Origin of the sequence: Kitasatospora sp. NPDC090308, from assembly GCF_044769485.1 — a bacterium.
GTDB classification, from domain to species: Bacteria; Actinomycetota; Actinomycetes; order Streptomycetales; family Streptomycetaceae; genus Kitasatospora; species Kitasatospora fiedleri.
The window spans coordinates 125985-139313 of record NZ_JBIVXY010000004.1; the positions used below are offsets into that span (position 1 = coordinate 125985).

General features: G+C 75.9%; 14 protein-coding genes. 2 read left to right on the forward strand and 12 right to left on the reverse strand.

Translation table 11 applies throughout. The features are described 5' to 3' along the window. Positions 1-37: 37 nt before the first annotated feature. Positions 38-667 (forward strand): GNAT family N-acetyltransferase, encoded by a 630-nt coding sequence (locus tag ACIQVD_RS11110; RefSeq protein ID WP_402288651.1) that lies wholly within the window; start codon positions 38-40, stop codon positions 665-667. A gap of 31 nt (positions 668-698) precedes the next feature. On the opposite strand, the gene ACIQVD_RS11115 is transcribed toward ACIQVD_RS11110, so the two are convergent. Then, positions 699-1109 carry an SRPBCC family protein gene (locus tag ACIQVD_RS11115; RefSeq protein WP_400685334.1) on the reverse strand — a complete coding sequence of 137 codons (411 nt, stop codon included), beginning with the start codon at positions 1107-1109 and terminating at the stop codon, positions 699-701. A gap of 145 nt (positions 1110-1254) precedes the next feature. Beyond that, the gene (locus ACIQVD_RS11120; protein ID WP_402287935.1) at positions 1255-2034 is read right to left on the reverse strand and encodes an NAD(P)H-dependent oxidoreductase; all 780 of its coding nucleotides are present in this window, start codon (positions 2032-2034) and stop codon (positions 1255-1257) included. 193 nt (positions 2035-2227) lie between these two features. On the opposite strand from ACIQVD_RS11120, the gene ACIQVD_RS11125 reads away from it, so the two are divergent. Then, a complete protein-coding gene (locus tag ACIQVD_RS11125; protein WP_402287937.1) occupies positions 2228-3076 on the forward strand; it encodes a helix-turn-helix transcriptional regulator in 849 nt (282 codons plus the stop codon). A gap of 51 nt (positions 3077-3127) precedes the next feature. Here the strand turns inward: ACIQVD_RS11125 and ACIQVD_RS11130 are convergent, their stop codons facing one another. The 10 genes from ACIQVD_RS11130 to ACIQVD_RS11175 form a co-directional block, all read right to left on the reverse strand. Further along, positions 3128-3709, reverse strand: coding sequence for a TetR/AcrR family transcriptional regulator (locus tag ACIQVD_RS11130; RefSeq protein WP_402287939.1), 582 nt, complete (start codon positions 3707-3709; stop codon positions 3128-3130). Positions 3710-3861: 152 nt separating this feature from the next. Further along, positions 3862-4656: an alpha/beta fold hydrolase gene (locus ACIQVD_RS11135; protein ID WP_402287941.1), complete on the reverse strand. Its 795-nt coding sequence runs from the start codon at positions 4654-4656 to the stop codon at positions 3862-3864. A gap of 53 nt (positions 4657-4709) precedes the next feature. Further along, positions 4710-5621, reverse strand: a complete 912-nt coding sequence (locus ACIQVD_RS11140) for an SDR family NAD(P)-dependent oxidoreductase (protein ID WP_402287944.1) — start codon at positions 5619-5621, stop codon at positions 4710-4712. A gap of 106 nt (positions 5622-5727) precedes the next feature. Next, positions 5728-6189, reverse strand: a complete 462-nt coding sequence (locus tag ACIQVD_RS11145) for a DUF3237 domain-containing protein (RefSeq protein WP_402287946.1) — start codon at positions 6187-6189, stop codon at positions 5728-5730. Further along, positions 6186-7097, reverse strand: coding sequence for an ABC transporter ATP-binding protein (locus ACIQVD_RS11150; RefSeq protein ID WP_402287948.1), 912 nt, complete (start codon positions 7095-7097; stop codon positions 6186-6188). The genes ACIQVD_RS11145 and ACIQVD_RS11150 overlap by 4 nt, the downstream gene beginning before the upstream one ends. Continuing rightward, complete coding sequence (locus ACIQVD_RS11155) at positions 7094-8077, reverse strand: ABC transporter ATP-binding protein (RefSeq protein ID WP_402287950.1); 984 nt, start codon at positions 8075-8077, stop codon at positions 7094-7096. The genes ACIQVD_RS11150 and ACIQVD_RS11155 overlap by 4 nt, the downstream gene beginning before the upstream one ends. Next, complete coding sequence (locus ACIQVD_RS11160; RefSeq protein WP_402287953.1) at positions 8074-8940, reverse strand: ABC transporter permease; 867 nt, start codon at positions 8938-8940, stop codon at positions 8074-8076. Before ACIQVD_RS11160 ends, ACIQVD_RS11155 begins: the two co-directional genes overlap by 4 nt. Further along, on the reverse strand, positions 8937-9893 hold the full coding sequence (locus ACIQVD_RS11165; protein WP_400685309.1) for an ABC transporter permease: 957 nt from the start codon (positions 9891-9893) through the stop codon (positions 8937-8939). The genes ACIQVD_RS11160 and ACIQVD_RS11165 overlap by 4 nt, the downstream gene beginning before the upstream one ends. After that, on the reverse strand, positions 9890-11554 hold the full coding sequence (locus tag ACIQVD_RS11170; RefSeq protein WP_402287956.1) for an ABC transporter substrate-binding protein: 1665 nt from the start codon (positions 11552-11554) through the stop codon (positions 9890-9892). The genes ACIQVD_RS11165 and ACIQVD_RS11170 overlap by 4 nt, the downstream gene beginning before the upstream one ends. Positions 11555-11621: 67 nt before the next feature. Beyond that, positions 11622-13316 (reverse strand): CocE/NonD family hydrolase, encoded by a 1695-nt coding sequence (locus ACIQVD_RS11175; protein ID WP_402287959.1) that lies wholly within the window; start codon positions 13314-13316, stop codon positions 11622-11624. Positions 13317-13329: the final 13 nt, after the last annotated feature.

Consider the following 13329-nt stretch of genomic DNA (forward strand, 5'->3'; position numbering starts at 1 on the left):
GCCCCGGCGCCCCCCTCCCGCCGGGTCCTGCGCCATGATGCGGTGCGTGCCTCCCCTCGTTCCCCCCGTCATCCCGCCGGGCAGTCTCAGCAGCTGCGCCCAGCCCACCCCGCCGATCGACGGCGGCCTGCTGCTGCGGCCCTGGCTCGGCTCCGACGCGGCGGCCGTCGCCCGGGTCTTCCGCGATCCGGCGATCCGGCGCTGGCACCTGCGCGGCACGGACTCCGCCGCGGAGGCGGGCGAGTGGATCGCCAAGTGGCAGCGCGGCTGGGCGGACGAGACCGCCGCCCACTGGGCCGTGGCCGCCGTCGCCGTCGACGCCGACGCCGACACCGACACCGACACCGACGGCGGTCGGCTGCTCGGGCGGGTCTCCCTCCAGTCCCTCGTCCTGTACGGCGGACAGGCGGAGATCGCCTACTGGACCGCCCCCGAGGCCCGCGGCCTCGGCATCTGCTCCCGGGCGGTGGACCGCTTCTCGGACTGGGCCCTGCACGAGGCGGGCTTCCACCGGATCGAACTCGGCCACTCCACGGCGAACCCCCCCTCCTGCCGGATCGCCGGGAAGACCGGCTACCTCCTGGAGGGCACCCGCCGCAGCGCCCTGCTGCACGCCGACGGCTGGCACGACATGCACCTGCACGCCCGCGTCCGGGAGGGGGACTGACCGATCGGGGACTGCCGCCGGCTCCGGGCGGTCAGCGCAGCAGGGTGCGCAGGGTCCGGCGGAAGAGGATCCGGCCGCACCAGGCGGTCGGCCGGTCGAACAGGGCGGGCAGCGGGCCGACCCGCAGGTCCTCGCGCCAACGGACGACCGCGCCGCCCCGGTACGGGCGGACCTCGATCTCGGCCCAACCGGTCACCAGCGGGCCGCGCTTGACCAGGCGGCAGACGCCGGGCCGGTCGGCCCGCGGCGGCTCCCAGCGGACGACGTCCATCACGTCGTCGAAGCCGAACCGGCCCGCGCCGGTGCGGGCCACCACCGTCCGGCCGTCCCCGTGCACCGCGGTGAACGGCACCCCGGCCCCGTGCCGCGGCCAGTCGGTGACGCGCCGCCAGGTCTCGTCGGCGGTCAGCGGGGTGGCCAGGACGATGCGGAACTCGGTCATCCGCCGATGCTATCCGCCGCACCCGCCCACGCCGGGCCCCACGCCGACGGCCGACCACCGACCGTCGACCACCAAGCAGCGGCCACCGCCCGTCAACCACCACCTACCGCCCGTCAACCACCACCTACCGCCCGTCGACCGCCCCTCAGGGACGCACGTGCAGCTCGAAGCCCGTGCGGCCGGCCGGCTCCAGCCCGTCCTTCAGGTGCAGCGAGGGGATCTCGTAGTCGCCGGAGTTCTGCGGCCGGAAGGGGATCGGCTCGGTCGACTCCAGGGTGAGCAGCCGCTGTTCCCAGGCCGCGGCCACGGCCGGGTAGTCCTGCTCGGCGAGCCGGTCGCCGCCGTACACCACGAAGGGCGGCAGCACCTCCAGGCCCGGGTAGTAGAGGATGCCGTGGTGGATCGGGAACAGCAGGTCGTCGATGGGGCCGTTGATCCCGCGGGCGGCGTAGTGCGACTCCGGGCCGCCGACGGTGACCGACAGCAGGGCCCGGCGGCCCGCGAGGGTGCCCTCGCCGAAGCGCTCGCCGTACTTGGTGGCGCTGTGCTCGCCGACGCCGTACGCGAAGCGGTAGGTGAAGACCCGGTCGACCCAGCCCTTGAGGATGGCGGGCATGCCGTACCACCACAGCGGGAACTGGAACACGACGGTGTCGGCCCAGAGCAGCTTCTCCTGCTCGGCGCGGACGTCGGGAGTGAGCGCCCCGGTGTCGAAGGCGCGGCCCGAGTCCAGCGGGACCTTCAGCGGGTCGGACGCGTGGGGGCCGTAGTCGGTGGCGTCCACGGCCGCCTTCCAGCCCATCGCGTAGAGGTCGCTCACCCGGACCTCGTGCCCGGCGGCCCGCAGGACGGTCACCGCGTGGTCGGTCAGCGAGCCGTTGAGCGACTTGGGCTCCGGGTGGGCGTGGACGATCAGCGTCTTCATGGGGGGTCCTCCGGTTCGGTGGTCCGCGGTTCAACGGCCCGCGGTTCGGTGGTCCGCGGTTCGGTGGTCCGCGGTGCCTCCGATCCTGGCCGCCGCGGTGCGCCCCGTTCAGGGGCTCCGCTTCCGTAGGACCGGACTTCCTGGTACTGGCAGGGCCACCCGGCCGGGGGCGGTGCCGGGCGATACTGGGCCCATGGACGATCTCGCGGGTTTCCTGCGGACCCGGCGCTCCCGGGTCGACCCGGCGGCGGCCGGCATCCCCACCGACAGCCGCCGACGGGTGGCGGGGCTGCGGCGCGAGGAGGTCGCGCACCTGTCCGGGGTGAGCGTCGACTACTACGTGCGCCTGGAGCAGGGGCGGGCCACCCAGCCCTCCGAGCAGGTGCTGGACGCGCTGGCGCGGGTGCTGGGCCTGGACGGGACGGAGCAGGAGCACCTGCACCGGCTGGCCCGGCAGCCCCGGCGCCGGGCGAAGGCGCCGACCGGGCGGATCCGGCCGGAGCTGCTGCGCGTCCTGGGCATGGTCTCCGACGCGCCCGCGATCATCATGGACCACCGGATGGACGTGCTCGCCCGCAACCGCCTGGCCGGGCTGCTCTACGGCCGGCCCGCCGAGAGCCTGAACACCGCCCGGCACATCTTCCTGGAGGAGGGCGAGCGCGGCCTCTACGCGGAGTGGGAGAGCTGCACCCTCGACGTGGTCGGCCACCTGCGGCTGGCCGCCGGGAAGTACCCGGACGACCCCCGGCTGGCCTCCCTGATCGGCGAACTGTCGATGGGCAGCGAACGCTTCCGCCGCCTGTGGGCCCGCGCGGACGTGCGCGCCCGCACCCACGGCCGCAAGGCGTACCGGCACCCCCTGGTCGGGCTGCTCGAACTGCACCAGGAGAACTTCTCCCTGCCGGACGGCTCGGGCGTGGAGCTCCTGGTCCTCTCCGCCGCCCCCGGCAGCCCCTCCGAGGACGGCCTGCGCCTCCTCGCGGGCCTGGCCGCGGAGACCGGGAGCCCCCGCGACCCGGCGGACGTCCGGACCCGGGAGTAGCCGCCCCTGCGTCCCCGGGCCCCCGCGCTCCCGGGCCCGGCCCCCGGGACGTCAGGCGCGCGACGGCGCGGGGCGCATGCCTTCGAGCAGGGTGTCGAGGTAGCGGTGGGCGGTTTCGGCCTTGTCGGCGGGCGTGCCGCCGTGGACGTTCACGGCGTGGGCGATGCCGCACATCAGCGGGACCAGGTCGCGGGCGGCGAGGTCGGGGCGGACGGCTCCGGCGTCGCGGGCCCGGTCGAGCAGCGCGGTGCCGGCCGACGCGAGCGATTCCTTGAGTTCCGTGGTCCGCGGCAGGGCGTCGGCGGGGGCGGCGGCGACCGGCGGCAGCGCGGCGTCGGTGAGCTGCGCCTCGACGACGCGGGCCAGGAAGCTTCCCAGTGCCCGCCAGGGGTCGGTGTCGGCCAGGGCCTGCGCGCCGCGGCCGGCGAGGTCCTCGAGGCAGGGGGCGGCGACGGTCTCCAGCAGCGCCTCGGGGGTGGGGAAGTGCCGGTAGACGGTGGCGACCCCGAGACCGGCCCGGCGGGCGACGTCGTTGAGCTGCAACGGGGTGCCCTGGTCGACCAGGTCGCGGGCGATCGCGACGATCCGCTCCCAGTTGCGGGCGGCGTCCTTGCGCAGCGGTGGGGTCGTCATGGGGCGTGTCCAGGTTGCTCGTCGTGGTGCGCGGGGTCGGTCCGGCGATCCTATCCGGACGGTCCCGGACGGTCCCCGACGGTCCCCGACGGTCCCGGACGGACTGCGGCCCTGGGGGGTGGACGGGCCGGGCGGCCCGTCCACCGCCGGGGCTAGCGGGCGCCGTCCTGCTCGGTGAGGAAGCCGGTGATGGTCTCCAGCCACCGCTCGGGCTGCTCCAGGAACGGCAGGTGCCCGGTCGCGAGTTCGGCGGTCCGCGCGCCCGGGATGGCGGCGGCCAGTTCGCGCTGGAGGGCCACCGGTATCAGGGGGTCGGCCGTGGTCAGGACGACGAGGGTCGGCGCGGTGACGGCCGCGAGGCCGTCGCGGACGTCGGTCCGGCGGACCAGGTCGACCTGGGCGGAGGTGCCGGGCGGGAGGGCGCGGGAGCTCTGCTCGGCGGCGGCGCGCACCCGGGCGGGGCCGAGGTGGTCCAGCACCGGGGCGCTGACGGTCAGTTGGGTCAGGTACTGGGCGAGGATGAGGTGCTGTCCGGCGTCGTGGAGCTGCTGCCAGATCGCGGCGGCCAGTTCGGTGCGGGTGTCCAGGCGGGCGAAGGCCGCGCTCAGCACGAGCGCGGTGACCCGCCGCGGGTGGCGGGCGGCGACCCGCAGGGCGACCGCGCCGCCCAGCGAGTACCCGCAGACGGCGAAGGTGTCGAGCCCTTCGGCGTCCGCCGCGGCGACCAACCGGTCCGCCAGGTCGTCGAGTTCCAGGGGCGCGGCGGGGAGCGGGGTGGTGCCCGAGCCGGGGTAGTCGACGCCGACGACGGTGTGCCCGGCGGCGAGACCGTCCATGATCGGTCCGAAGTTGGCGGCGATGCCGCCGCCCGCCCCGTGGGCGAGCAGGAGGCCGGGGCCGGAGCCGTGCACGGTGCGGGCGTAGCGGGTCGGGTCTGCGGTGGTCATGGTGGTGTCCTCGGGTGGAAGCGGTGAAGGGGCGACGACGGCCGGCGCGGGGCTCAGCCCCGGCGTTCCGTGCGCGCGGGGGCGGTGACGGGGGCGTGGGCCTCGCTGAGCCGGCGCACGGCGGCGGCGGTCCGGGGGTCGGTCGCGGCGCGGAGCGGGGCGACGGGGACGGCCGAGGGGCCGATGACGAGGCCGGTCCGGCCGGTCAGCGCGGGGTCGGTGGCGGCGGTGATGGAGGGCCGGGCGGCCACGGACGCGGAGCCGGAGGTGGAGCGTTCGAACCGGCGGCGCACCAGCGGCCACAGCAGCCGCAGCGGCGGGGAGACGATCCTCGGGTCGGTCAGGGTGCCGTTGGTCATCGCGGTCGCGGCGCCGCCGGGGTCGGCGGCGAAGACCGACACGCCCGATCCCGCCAGCCGCTCCGCCAGGTCGAGCGTGTACGCGAGGTTGGCCAGCTTGGCCCGCCCGTACCAGTGGAAGCCGTAGTAGCCGCCCGGCGGCTCGACGGCGTCGAACACCCGCCTGGCGACGCCGACCGCGGCCGAGGTCACGTTCACCACCCGGCTGGGTGCTCCGGCGGTGAGCGTGGGCAGCAGCAGTTCGGTCAGCAGGTACGGCGACAGGTGGTTGACCACGAACGACGCCTCGACGCCGTCGATCCGCTGCCGCCGGGCGAACATCGCCCCCACGTTGTTGACCAGCACCGTCAACGGCTCCCCCGACGCCACCCGTTCGGCGGCGATCGTGTCGGCCAGCGCGCGGACCCGGTCGAGCGAGGCCAGGTCGGCGGCCAGGAACCGGGCGGGCCGCGCGGGCCGCTCCGCGTTGATCCGCTCCACCGCCCCGGCCCCGCGCCCGGCGTCGCGGCCGACCACGGTGACGGCGAATCCGGCGGCGGCCAGTCCGAGCGCGGTCTCCAGGCCGATGCCGCCGGTGCCCGCCGTGACCACGGCTGTCTTCCCCATGGGCTCCTCCACTCACATAATCGGATAGGTCATCCCCTTGTGCAGGACGATAGCACAAGTGGATGACCTATCCGATTTCTGTTTCCGGCCGCCCGGTACCGGCCGCTCAGCGCAGCGCGTACACCCGGATCACCACGGTGCGCTCCTCGTCCTCGGGCCGGGCCAGGCCGACGAAGACCGTTCCGGCGAGCCAGCGGTGGGCGGGGGCGTCGGTGCGGAAGACGGGGGAGGTGCGGTAGTAGACGCCCGGCTCGGCGATCCGCAGCCCGTCGTCCTCGTCCTGCGCGGGACAGTCCGGGTCGAGCCGGTAGTAGCCGCGGTTGACGATGTCGATGACCGCGCCGTCCTCGGCGCGCAGCAGGTAGCGGGCGTCGAGCTGGCAGACCGGGCCGCGGGTGCTGCTCCAGTCGCCGCCGCCGGGCAGCACGGTGCCGGTGAGGCGGGGGCCGGTGACGGTGCCGCCGGTGATGGGGGTGAACTCGAGCGTCTCGCCGTCGCCGTGGCCGACGTGCCGGGTGGGGGCGAGGTGGGCGCGGATCTCGAAGGCGAAGTCGAGGGCGGGGGTCACGGGGCGGCGGCCTTCCGGTCGGGGTTCCGGTCGGGGTTCCGGCCGGGGTCCTGGGCGGGGTCCTGGGCGGAATCGCGGGCGGGCTGCCGGACGGGCTTCCAGCCGGGGCGGGGGATCGAGTCGACCAGGGCGCGGGTGTACGGGTCGCGCGGGGCGGTCAGCACGTCCCGGGAGCGGCCGGACTCGACGATCCGGCCGTGCCGCATCACCACCACGTCCTCGCACAGGAACGGGACGATGCCCAGGTCGTGGGTGATGAACAGGTAGGCGATCGGGCGCTGTTCGCGGATGCGGACCAGCAGGTTGACGATCTGGGCCTGCACCGAGACGTCGAGCGCGGCCACCGCCTCGTCCAGCACCAGCAGTCGCGGTTCGACGGCCAGGGCGCGGGCGATCGCGGCGCGCTGGCGCTGGCCGCCGGAGAGGGCGCGGGGGCGGGCGCCGGCCTGCCGGGCGTCCAGGCCGACCTGGTCGAGCAGTGCGTCGCGGCGGGCTTCGAGGGCGGCGCCGCGCAGCGGGGTGTGCCGGACGAGGACCTCGGCGACGGCGTCGCCGATCCGCTGGTGGCGGTCGAGCGAGGTGTACGGGTCCTGGAAGACCATCTGGGCGCGGCGGGCGTGGGCGAGGCGTTCGGCGGTGCGGGCGCGGGGGCCGGGCAGGGGGGCGCCGTCGAGGGTGATCCGTCCGGCGTCGGCGCGTTCCAGGCCGGTGACCAGGCGGGCGGTGGTGGTCTTGCCGGAGCCGGACTCGCCGACCACGGCGAGGGCCTGGCCGGGCATCAGGCGCAGGCTGACGCCGTCGACGGCGGGGTGTCCGTCGTAGTGCTTGACCAGCCGGTCGGCGTCCAGCAGGGGCGTCGGCGCCGGCCCGGCCGGAGGTTCGGGCGAGAGTTCCAGTGCGTGTTTCACCGGGTGCTCCCTTCCGGGGGGACGGGGTGGTGGCAGGCGGCCCGGCCGTCGCCGTGCGGGCGCGGCTCGGGGCGGTCGGTGCGGCACACCGCGGTGGCGTGGGCGCAGCGCGGGGCGAAGGGGCAGCCGGGGCCGGTCTTGGACGCGGCGAGCGGGCGGCCCTCGACGGCGCGGAGCCGCGCGTCGGGGGCGGTGGGGTCGGGGCGGGCGGCGAGCAGGGCGCGGGTGTAGGGGTGGGCGGCGCGTCCGGCGAGGCGGGCGGCGGGGAGTTCCTCGGCGAGAGTGCCGGCGTAGAGGACGGCGACGCGGTCGCAGACGGCGGCGGCGAGGGCGAGGTCGTGGGTGATGAACAGCAGGGTGAGGCCGTGGCGTTCGCGGGCCTCGTCGATGACGGCCATCACCTCGGCCTGGGTGGTGACGTCGAGGGCGGTGGTGGGTTCGTCGGCGAGCAGCAGCCGAGGTTCGGCGGCGAGCGCGGCGGCGATCATGACGCGTTGCAGCAGCCCGCCGGAGAGTTCGGCGGGGCGTTGGCGCAGGCGGCGGGCGGCGTCGGCGACGTGGACCTCGTCGAGCAGCGCGGTGGCGCGGGCGTCGGCGGCGGCGCGGGTGAGGCCGCGGACGGCGGTGAGCGCCTCGGTGAGGAAGTCGCCGACGGTGCGCAGCGGGTTGATGTGGGCGCGCGGGTCCTGGAAGACCATGGCGGCGCCGCCGCGGCGCAGGGCGCGCAGTTCGGGCGGGCGCATGGCGGGGACGGAGGCGCCGTCGAAGCGGACGTCGCCCGTCAGGGCGGCGCCGGGCGGGAGCAGGCCGAGGACGCTGCGCGCGGTCAGCGACTTGCCGGAGCCGGATTCGCCGACCAGTCCGACGGCGCTGCCGGGGGCGAGCGCGAGGTCGACCCGGTGCAGGACGGTGCGCCGGGTGCCGTGCGGGCCGGGCAGGGTGACGCGCAGGGCGTCGAACTCCAGCAGGGGCGTGGTCATGTGGGGTCTCCGGCGAGGCGCTGGGACAGGGCGTTGCCGAGCAGTCCGCAGGCGACGGTGAACAGGACGATGGCGGTGCCGGCGGCGAGGGCCTGTTCGGGGCGGCCGGCCAGGATGCCGGGGGCGCCCTGGGCGACCATCAGGCCCCATTCGGCGGTGGGGGGTCGGGCGCCGAGGCCGATGAAGGAGAACGCGGCGATGTCGAGCAGGGTGTAGCCGAAGGAGGTGGCGGTCTGCACCAGGATCAGCGGGGCGAGGTTGGGCAGCAGGTGGCGCAGGCAGATCCGGGTGCCGCCGACGCCGAGCATCCGCAGCGCGGCGGTGTAGGGCAGGTGGCGTTCGCGCAGGGCGCTGCCGCGCACCACCCGGACGACGTAGGGCAGCGAGGCGAGGGTGAGGGTGGCGACGGCGACGGGCAGCCCGGCGCCGAACAGGGCGGCGCCGACCACGGCGAGGACGAGTCCGGGGAAGCCGAAGACCAGGTCGAGGGCGGCGGTGACGGCGCGGTCCCACCAGCCGCCACGCCAGGCGGCGCTGACCGCGAGCGCGGTGCCGAGGGCCCCGGCGGCGAGGGTGACGGCGAGCGGGGCGAGCAGGCTGGGCCGGGCGCCGTACAGGAGGCGGGAGAGGATGTCGCGTCCGGTGTCGTCGGTGCCGAGCCAGTGGTCGGCGGTGGCGGGTCGGGAGACGGCGAGCGGGTCGACGGCGTTCGGGTCGTGCGGGGCGATCAGCGGGGCGAGGGCGGCGGCGAGCACGACCAGGGCGACGAACGTCCCGGCGAGCAGCGGGACCAGTCGGCCGCGGACGCGGATCGCGCGCCGCCGCGGGCCGCGGACCGCGGCGGCGAGGCGGAGGGTGCTCATGCGGGGGCGCCTCCGATCGGGGTGCGGTGGTCGAGTGCGGCGGTGGCCAGGTCGACGGCGGTGTTGACCAGGGCGAAGGCGGTGACGGTGAGCAGGGCGAGGGCCTGGACGACGGCGAGGTCCCGGCGGGCGGCGCTCTGCACGAGGAGCGCGCCGAGGCCGTTGAGGCCGAAGGTCTGCTCGATGACGGAGCTGCCGGCGATCAGTCCGGCGACGGAGACGCCGGCCACCGAGAGGATCGGCCCGGAGGCGTTGCGCAGGACGTGCCGGCGGACGACCAGCCGTTCGGGGATGCCCCGGCTGCGGGCGGTCTGGACGTGTTCGGAGCCCTGTTCGGCGTGCACGGCGGAGCGGGTGACCTGGGCGACGTAGGCGAGCCAGGAGGCGGCCAGGGCCAGGGCGGGCAGGGTGAGGTGGCGCAGCCGGTCGCCGAGGCCGCCGTCGCCGCCGCCGTAGGCGGGGAGCCAGCCGAGCCGGACGGCGAACAGCCAGATCAGCAGGACGGCGGAGACGAAGGTGGGGACGGCCATCAGGGTGCCGGTGGCGGCGGTGACGGCGGTGGCGGTGCGTCCGCCGCGCAGTCCGGCGAGGGTGCCGAGGGTGGGGCCGACCGCCAGGATGAGGACGGCGGCGTAGCCGATCAGCAGGGCGGTGGTGCCGATCCGGGCGCCGATCAGGTGGGCGACGGTGTCGTGCTGGGCGAGCGAGGTGCCGGCGTCGCCGTGCAGCAGGCCGGTCAGCCAGTGCCAGTACTGGGTGAGGAAGGGGTCGTCGAGGTGGTACTGGCGGTGGATCTCGGCGAGCAGTTCGGGGTTGGGCGGTTTGCCGCCGCCGACCAGCAGGGTGGCGGGGTCGCCGGGGGCGAGGAACAGGGCGCCGTGGATGGCGAGGCTGGCGGCCAGCAGGGTGGCGAGCAGGCCGAGCAGGCGGCGGCCCAGGTGGCGGAGCGTCATCGGGTGCCGCCGAGGTAGGCGGCCCAGGGCATGTTGACGTAGGCGAAGCCGGCGGGGGCGCCGCTGAGCCGCTTGTTGAGGAAGAGCCGCTCGTCGGGGGCAGCGAGCGGGACGATCGGCAGGTCCTGGACGAACGCGGCCTGGGCCCGGTTGAAGGCGTCGGCGGCCCGGGCGGGGTCGGTGGCGGCGCGGGCCTCGGCGAGGGCGGCGGTGACGGTGTCGTTGCGGTAGCCGACCCAGTTGAACAGCGAGTCGGGGTCGGTCATCTGCTGGACGTAGGAGGCCGGGTCGGGCAGTTCGACGTAGCCGAGCACGATCACGGCGTCCAGGCCCTGGCGCAGCGCCGGGTCGTAGAACAGGCCGGAGAGCTGGGTGGGTTGGAGCTGTTCGATCCGGATGTCCAGGCCGATCCTGCGGGCGGCGTCCTGGAGGAAGGTGAGCGTCTGGAGGGACTGCTGGTCGCCGGCGGCGGTGGCGACGGTGAGGCTGTAGCGGGGGTTGGCGGACTGGGCGATGGCGGCGCGGGCCCGGTCGAGGTCGACGGCGGGGACGGGCGGCAGGGCGTCGTAGCCCCGGGCGTAGGTCGCGGCGGCGGGGTCGTGGGCGCGGACCAGCGCGGGGACGAAGGTCTTGAGCTTCTGGGCGGCGCCGTCGTACACGTTGCGGATCAGCGCGTCGCGGTCGAGCAGCAGTTGCAGGGCCTGGACGGTGTGCGGGTCGGCGAGCGGGGAGTCGGGGCCGGTGGGGGTGAGGAAGACGGTCTGCGCGGAGGCGCCGCGGTAGAGGGTGCCGGCGGTGGAGCGGGCGACGGCGCGGGCGGTGGCGGTGTTGACCTCGTAGGAGCCGTCGACCTCGCCGGAGAGCAGGGCGCCGGTGAGGGTGGAGCCGTCGGTGATGAAGCGGAAGGTCAGTTCCCTGACCTTGGGCTGGAGGGCGGGGTCCCAGTAGGTGCCGGTGCTGGTGATGCCGATCGACTCGCCGGCCTTCCACTGCCCCAGCCGGTAGGGGCCGGTGCACATCAGTCCGCCGCCGGGGGTGCCGTAGTCGGCGCCCGCGGTGGCCAGGTAGCTCGCCTCGCTGACGGCGCCGAAGCCGTTGGTGAGCGCTTTGACGAACAGCTGGTCGGGCTGCTTGAAGCGGACGGTGACGCGGTGCGGTCCGTCGGCGGTGATCGCGGTGACGTTGCGCAGGGCGTCGGCGTTGACGCTGCGGGTGGCCGGGTCCTGCTGGCGCTTGAGGCTGGCGACCACGTCGGCGGAGGTCATCGGGTTGCCGTCCCAGAACGTCACGTCCGCGCGCAGGTCGAGCACCAGGGTGGTGGGGTCGCTCCAGGTCCAGCCGGTGGCCAGGCCGGGGCCGTAGGTGTAGTCGGCGTGCAGGCGCAGCAGCGGGTCGCACAGGTTGGAGACCACGGTGCTGGGCGCGTAGTCGCCGGCCTTGGCGGGGTCGAGGCTGAGCGGTTCGCCGGTGGGCAGGTTCCAGGTGGCGTGGTCGACCCGGCCGGTGGCGGCGGGGGTGAACTCGGTGAGTTCGGCGGGCCTGCCGCCGCCGGGGGCGCCGGCCGAGCCGCAGGCGGTCAGCGCGAGGGCGCAGGCCAGGGCGAGGAGGGCGGTTCTGCGGGTCGCGGCGGTGCGAGCGGTGGCGGTGCGGGGAGCGTGCATGAGGGAGTGCTCCTGTGGGGGTCGGTGATCGGGGGTGTCGGCGGGTGTCGGCGGACGGGGGCGGGCGTCAACCGGCGGGTGCGGGCAGGACGGTGACGGTCAGCCGGGAGGGCCGGGGGCCGCCGGTGTGCAGGCGCTGGACGGCGGGGCGGGCCTCGGTGGCGGTCCACGGGTTGTCGCCGGTGCCGGTGGCGGGCAGGAAGAGCGGGAAGTCGGAGGCGGCGACCAGCAGCAGCAGCCGGTGTCCGGCGCGGACCCGGTAGCCGGTGTGCGCGAGGTCGATGTGCACCGGCCCGGCCGCGGTGGCCTGCACCTGGCCCCGGACGATCAGCCGGGCGGTGCCGTCGGGGGCGAGGTCGGCGAGTTTGGCGAACACGTCGAACACGGGGGCCTCGCCGTCCACGTGCAGCTCGGCCTCGACCGGCCCGGCCAGGTCGAGCGGTGCGGCCAGCGCCTCGCCGGTGAAGGCCAGCACGTCGGGGCGGGCGGCGGGGGCGGCCAGGTCGGGGTGGGTGTGCAGGTAGGCGAAGGAGTTCTCGACCAGGGACGGGACGGGGGCGTCCGGGTCGTGCGTCCAGCGGGCGCACCGCTGCTCCCGGGGCGGGCGGGCCGTCAGCGCGCCGCCGGGCAGCGGGCCTGCGGCCAGCTGGGCGCCGTCCAGGTGCAGGGTGAGCGGGCGGGTCCCGGGCGGCGGCCAGCTCTCGGCGGTGCGCCAGCCGGCGTGGCCCAACTCCCAGGCGACCTTGGGGAGTTCCGCAGCGTCCCGGCTGCCCTGGAGGAACACGTCGAGGAAGTCGAGGGCCGGGCCGAGGTAGTCGTCGAGCATCCGCTCCAGGGCCCGCTCGTCCTCGGCGTGGTCGTCCGGCGGGGCGACGGGGGCCAGCGCCAGCCGGTAGTTCTCGTGGTCGACGGCCCCGGCCCACAGGTACTGCACGGCGTCCCACTCGGGGCGGGCGGCGAGTTCCAGGTAGTCGGCGAGGTGGGCGCGGACGATGTTGTCGTACCAGCCGACGCAGTGCAGCACCGGCACCGGCCGGGCGTCGAACGGGTGCCGGCCGAACTGGGTGCACAGGTCGACCCGGTGCGGCGCGAGCAGGGTGAACCAGGCCGAGCGGTCGCCGATCTGCCGGAACGCCTGCTCGTACGGCGCGATCGCGGGCCGGGCCGCCGGGTCGGCCCGGTACTCGTAGGTGTCCCGGCCCACCCAGTGGTGGGCGAAGTACGTCACGCCCTCCCGCCAGGGCGGGGGCGGCAGTTCGCGTCCGCCGTGGCGGAACATCGCGTTGAAGTCGGCGGCGGTGACCCGCGGGACGACGGCCCGCAGCGCGGGGTGCCCGGCGGCGACGGCGGCCCACTGGGTGAAGCCGTAGTAGGAGTCGCCGAACATCCCGACCCGGCCGTCCGACCAGTCCTGCCGGGTGATCCACTCGATGGTGTCGTACCCGTCGGCGGACTCGTGGACGAACGGCAGCGTCCCGCCCTCGGAGCGGAACTTGCCGCGCACGTCCTGCACGGCGACGGCGTAGCCGCGGGCGGTGAGGCGCTCGGCGATCCGGTCGGTGAACACGTAGCGGCTGTTCTTGTCGTACGGCAGCCGGATCAGCACGGTGGGCCACGGCGGGCCGCCGTCCGGCGGCAGGTAGACGTCGGTGGCGAGGCGGACGCCGTCGCGGACCCGCACCAGGTGCTGGCGGGCCTGCGGGGGGACGGGGGCGGGGACGATCCGCTCGATGGCGAGGGGCGGGTGCTCGGGGGATGGCATGGGGGTGTCGCTC

Coding starts and splice junctions, on each gene's coding strand:
- ACIQVD_RS11110 (WP_402288651.1), top strand. CDS start 38: ATGCGGTGCGTGCCTCCCCTCGTTCCCCCCGTCATCCCGCCGGGCAGT.
- ACIQVD_RS11115 (WP_400685334.1), bottom strand. CDS start 1,109: ATGACCGAGTTCCGCATCGTCCTGGCCACCCCGCTGACCGCCGACGAG.
- ACIQVD_RS11120 (WP_402287935.1), bottom strand. CDS start 2,034: ATGAAGACGCTGATCGTCCACGCCCACCCGGAGCCCAAGTCGCTCAAC.
- ACIQVD_RS11125 (WP_402287937.1), top strand. CDS start 2,228: ATGGACGATCTCGCGGGTTTCCTGCGGACCCGGCGCTCCCGGGTCGAC.
- ACIQVD_RS11130 (WP_402287939.1), bottom strand. CDS start 3,709: ATGACGACCCCACCGCTGCGCAAGGACGCCGCCCGCAACTGGGAGCGG.
- ACIQVD_RS11135 (WP_402287941.1), bottom strand. CDS start 4,656: ATGACCACCGCAGACCCGACCCGCTACGCCCGCACCGTGCACGGCTCC.
- ACIQVD_RS11140 (WP_402287944.1), bottom strand. CDS start 5,621: ATGGGGAAGACAGCCGTGGTCACGGCGGGCACCGGCGGCATCGGCCTG.
- ACIQVD_RS11155 (WP_402287950.1), bottom strand. CDS start 8,077: ATGACCACGCCCCTGCTGGAGTTCGACGCCCTGCGCGTCACCCTGCCC.
- ACIQVD_RS11160 (WP_402287953.1), bottom strand. CDS start 8,940: ATGAGCACCCTCCGCCTCGCCGCCGCGGTCCGCGGCCCGCGGCGGCGC.
- ACIQVD_RS11165 (WP_400685309.1), bottom strand. CDS start 9,893: ATGACGCTCCGCCACCTGGGCCGCCGCCTGCTCGGCCTGCTCGCCACC.
- ACIQVD_RS11170 (WP_402287956.1), bottom strand. CDS start 11,554: ATGCACGCTCCCCGCACCGCCACCGCTCGCACCGCCGCGACCCGCAGA.
- ACIQVD_RS11175 (WP_402287959.1), bottom strand. CDS start 13,316: ATGCCATCCCCCGAGCACCCGCCCCTCGCCATCGAGCGGATCGTCCCC.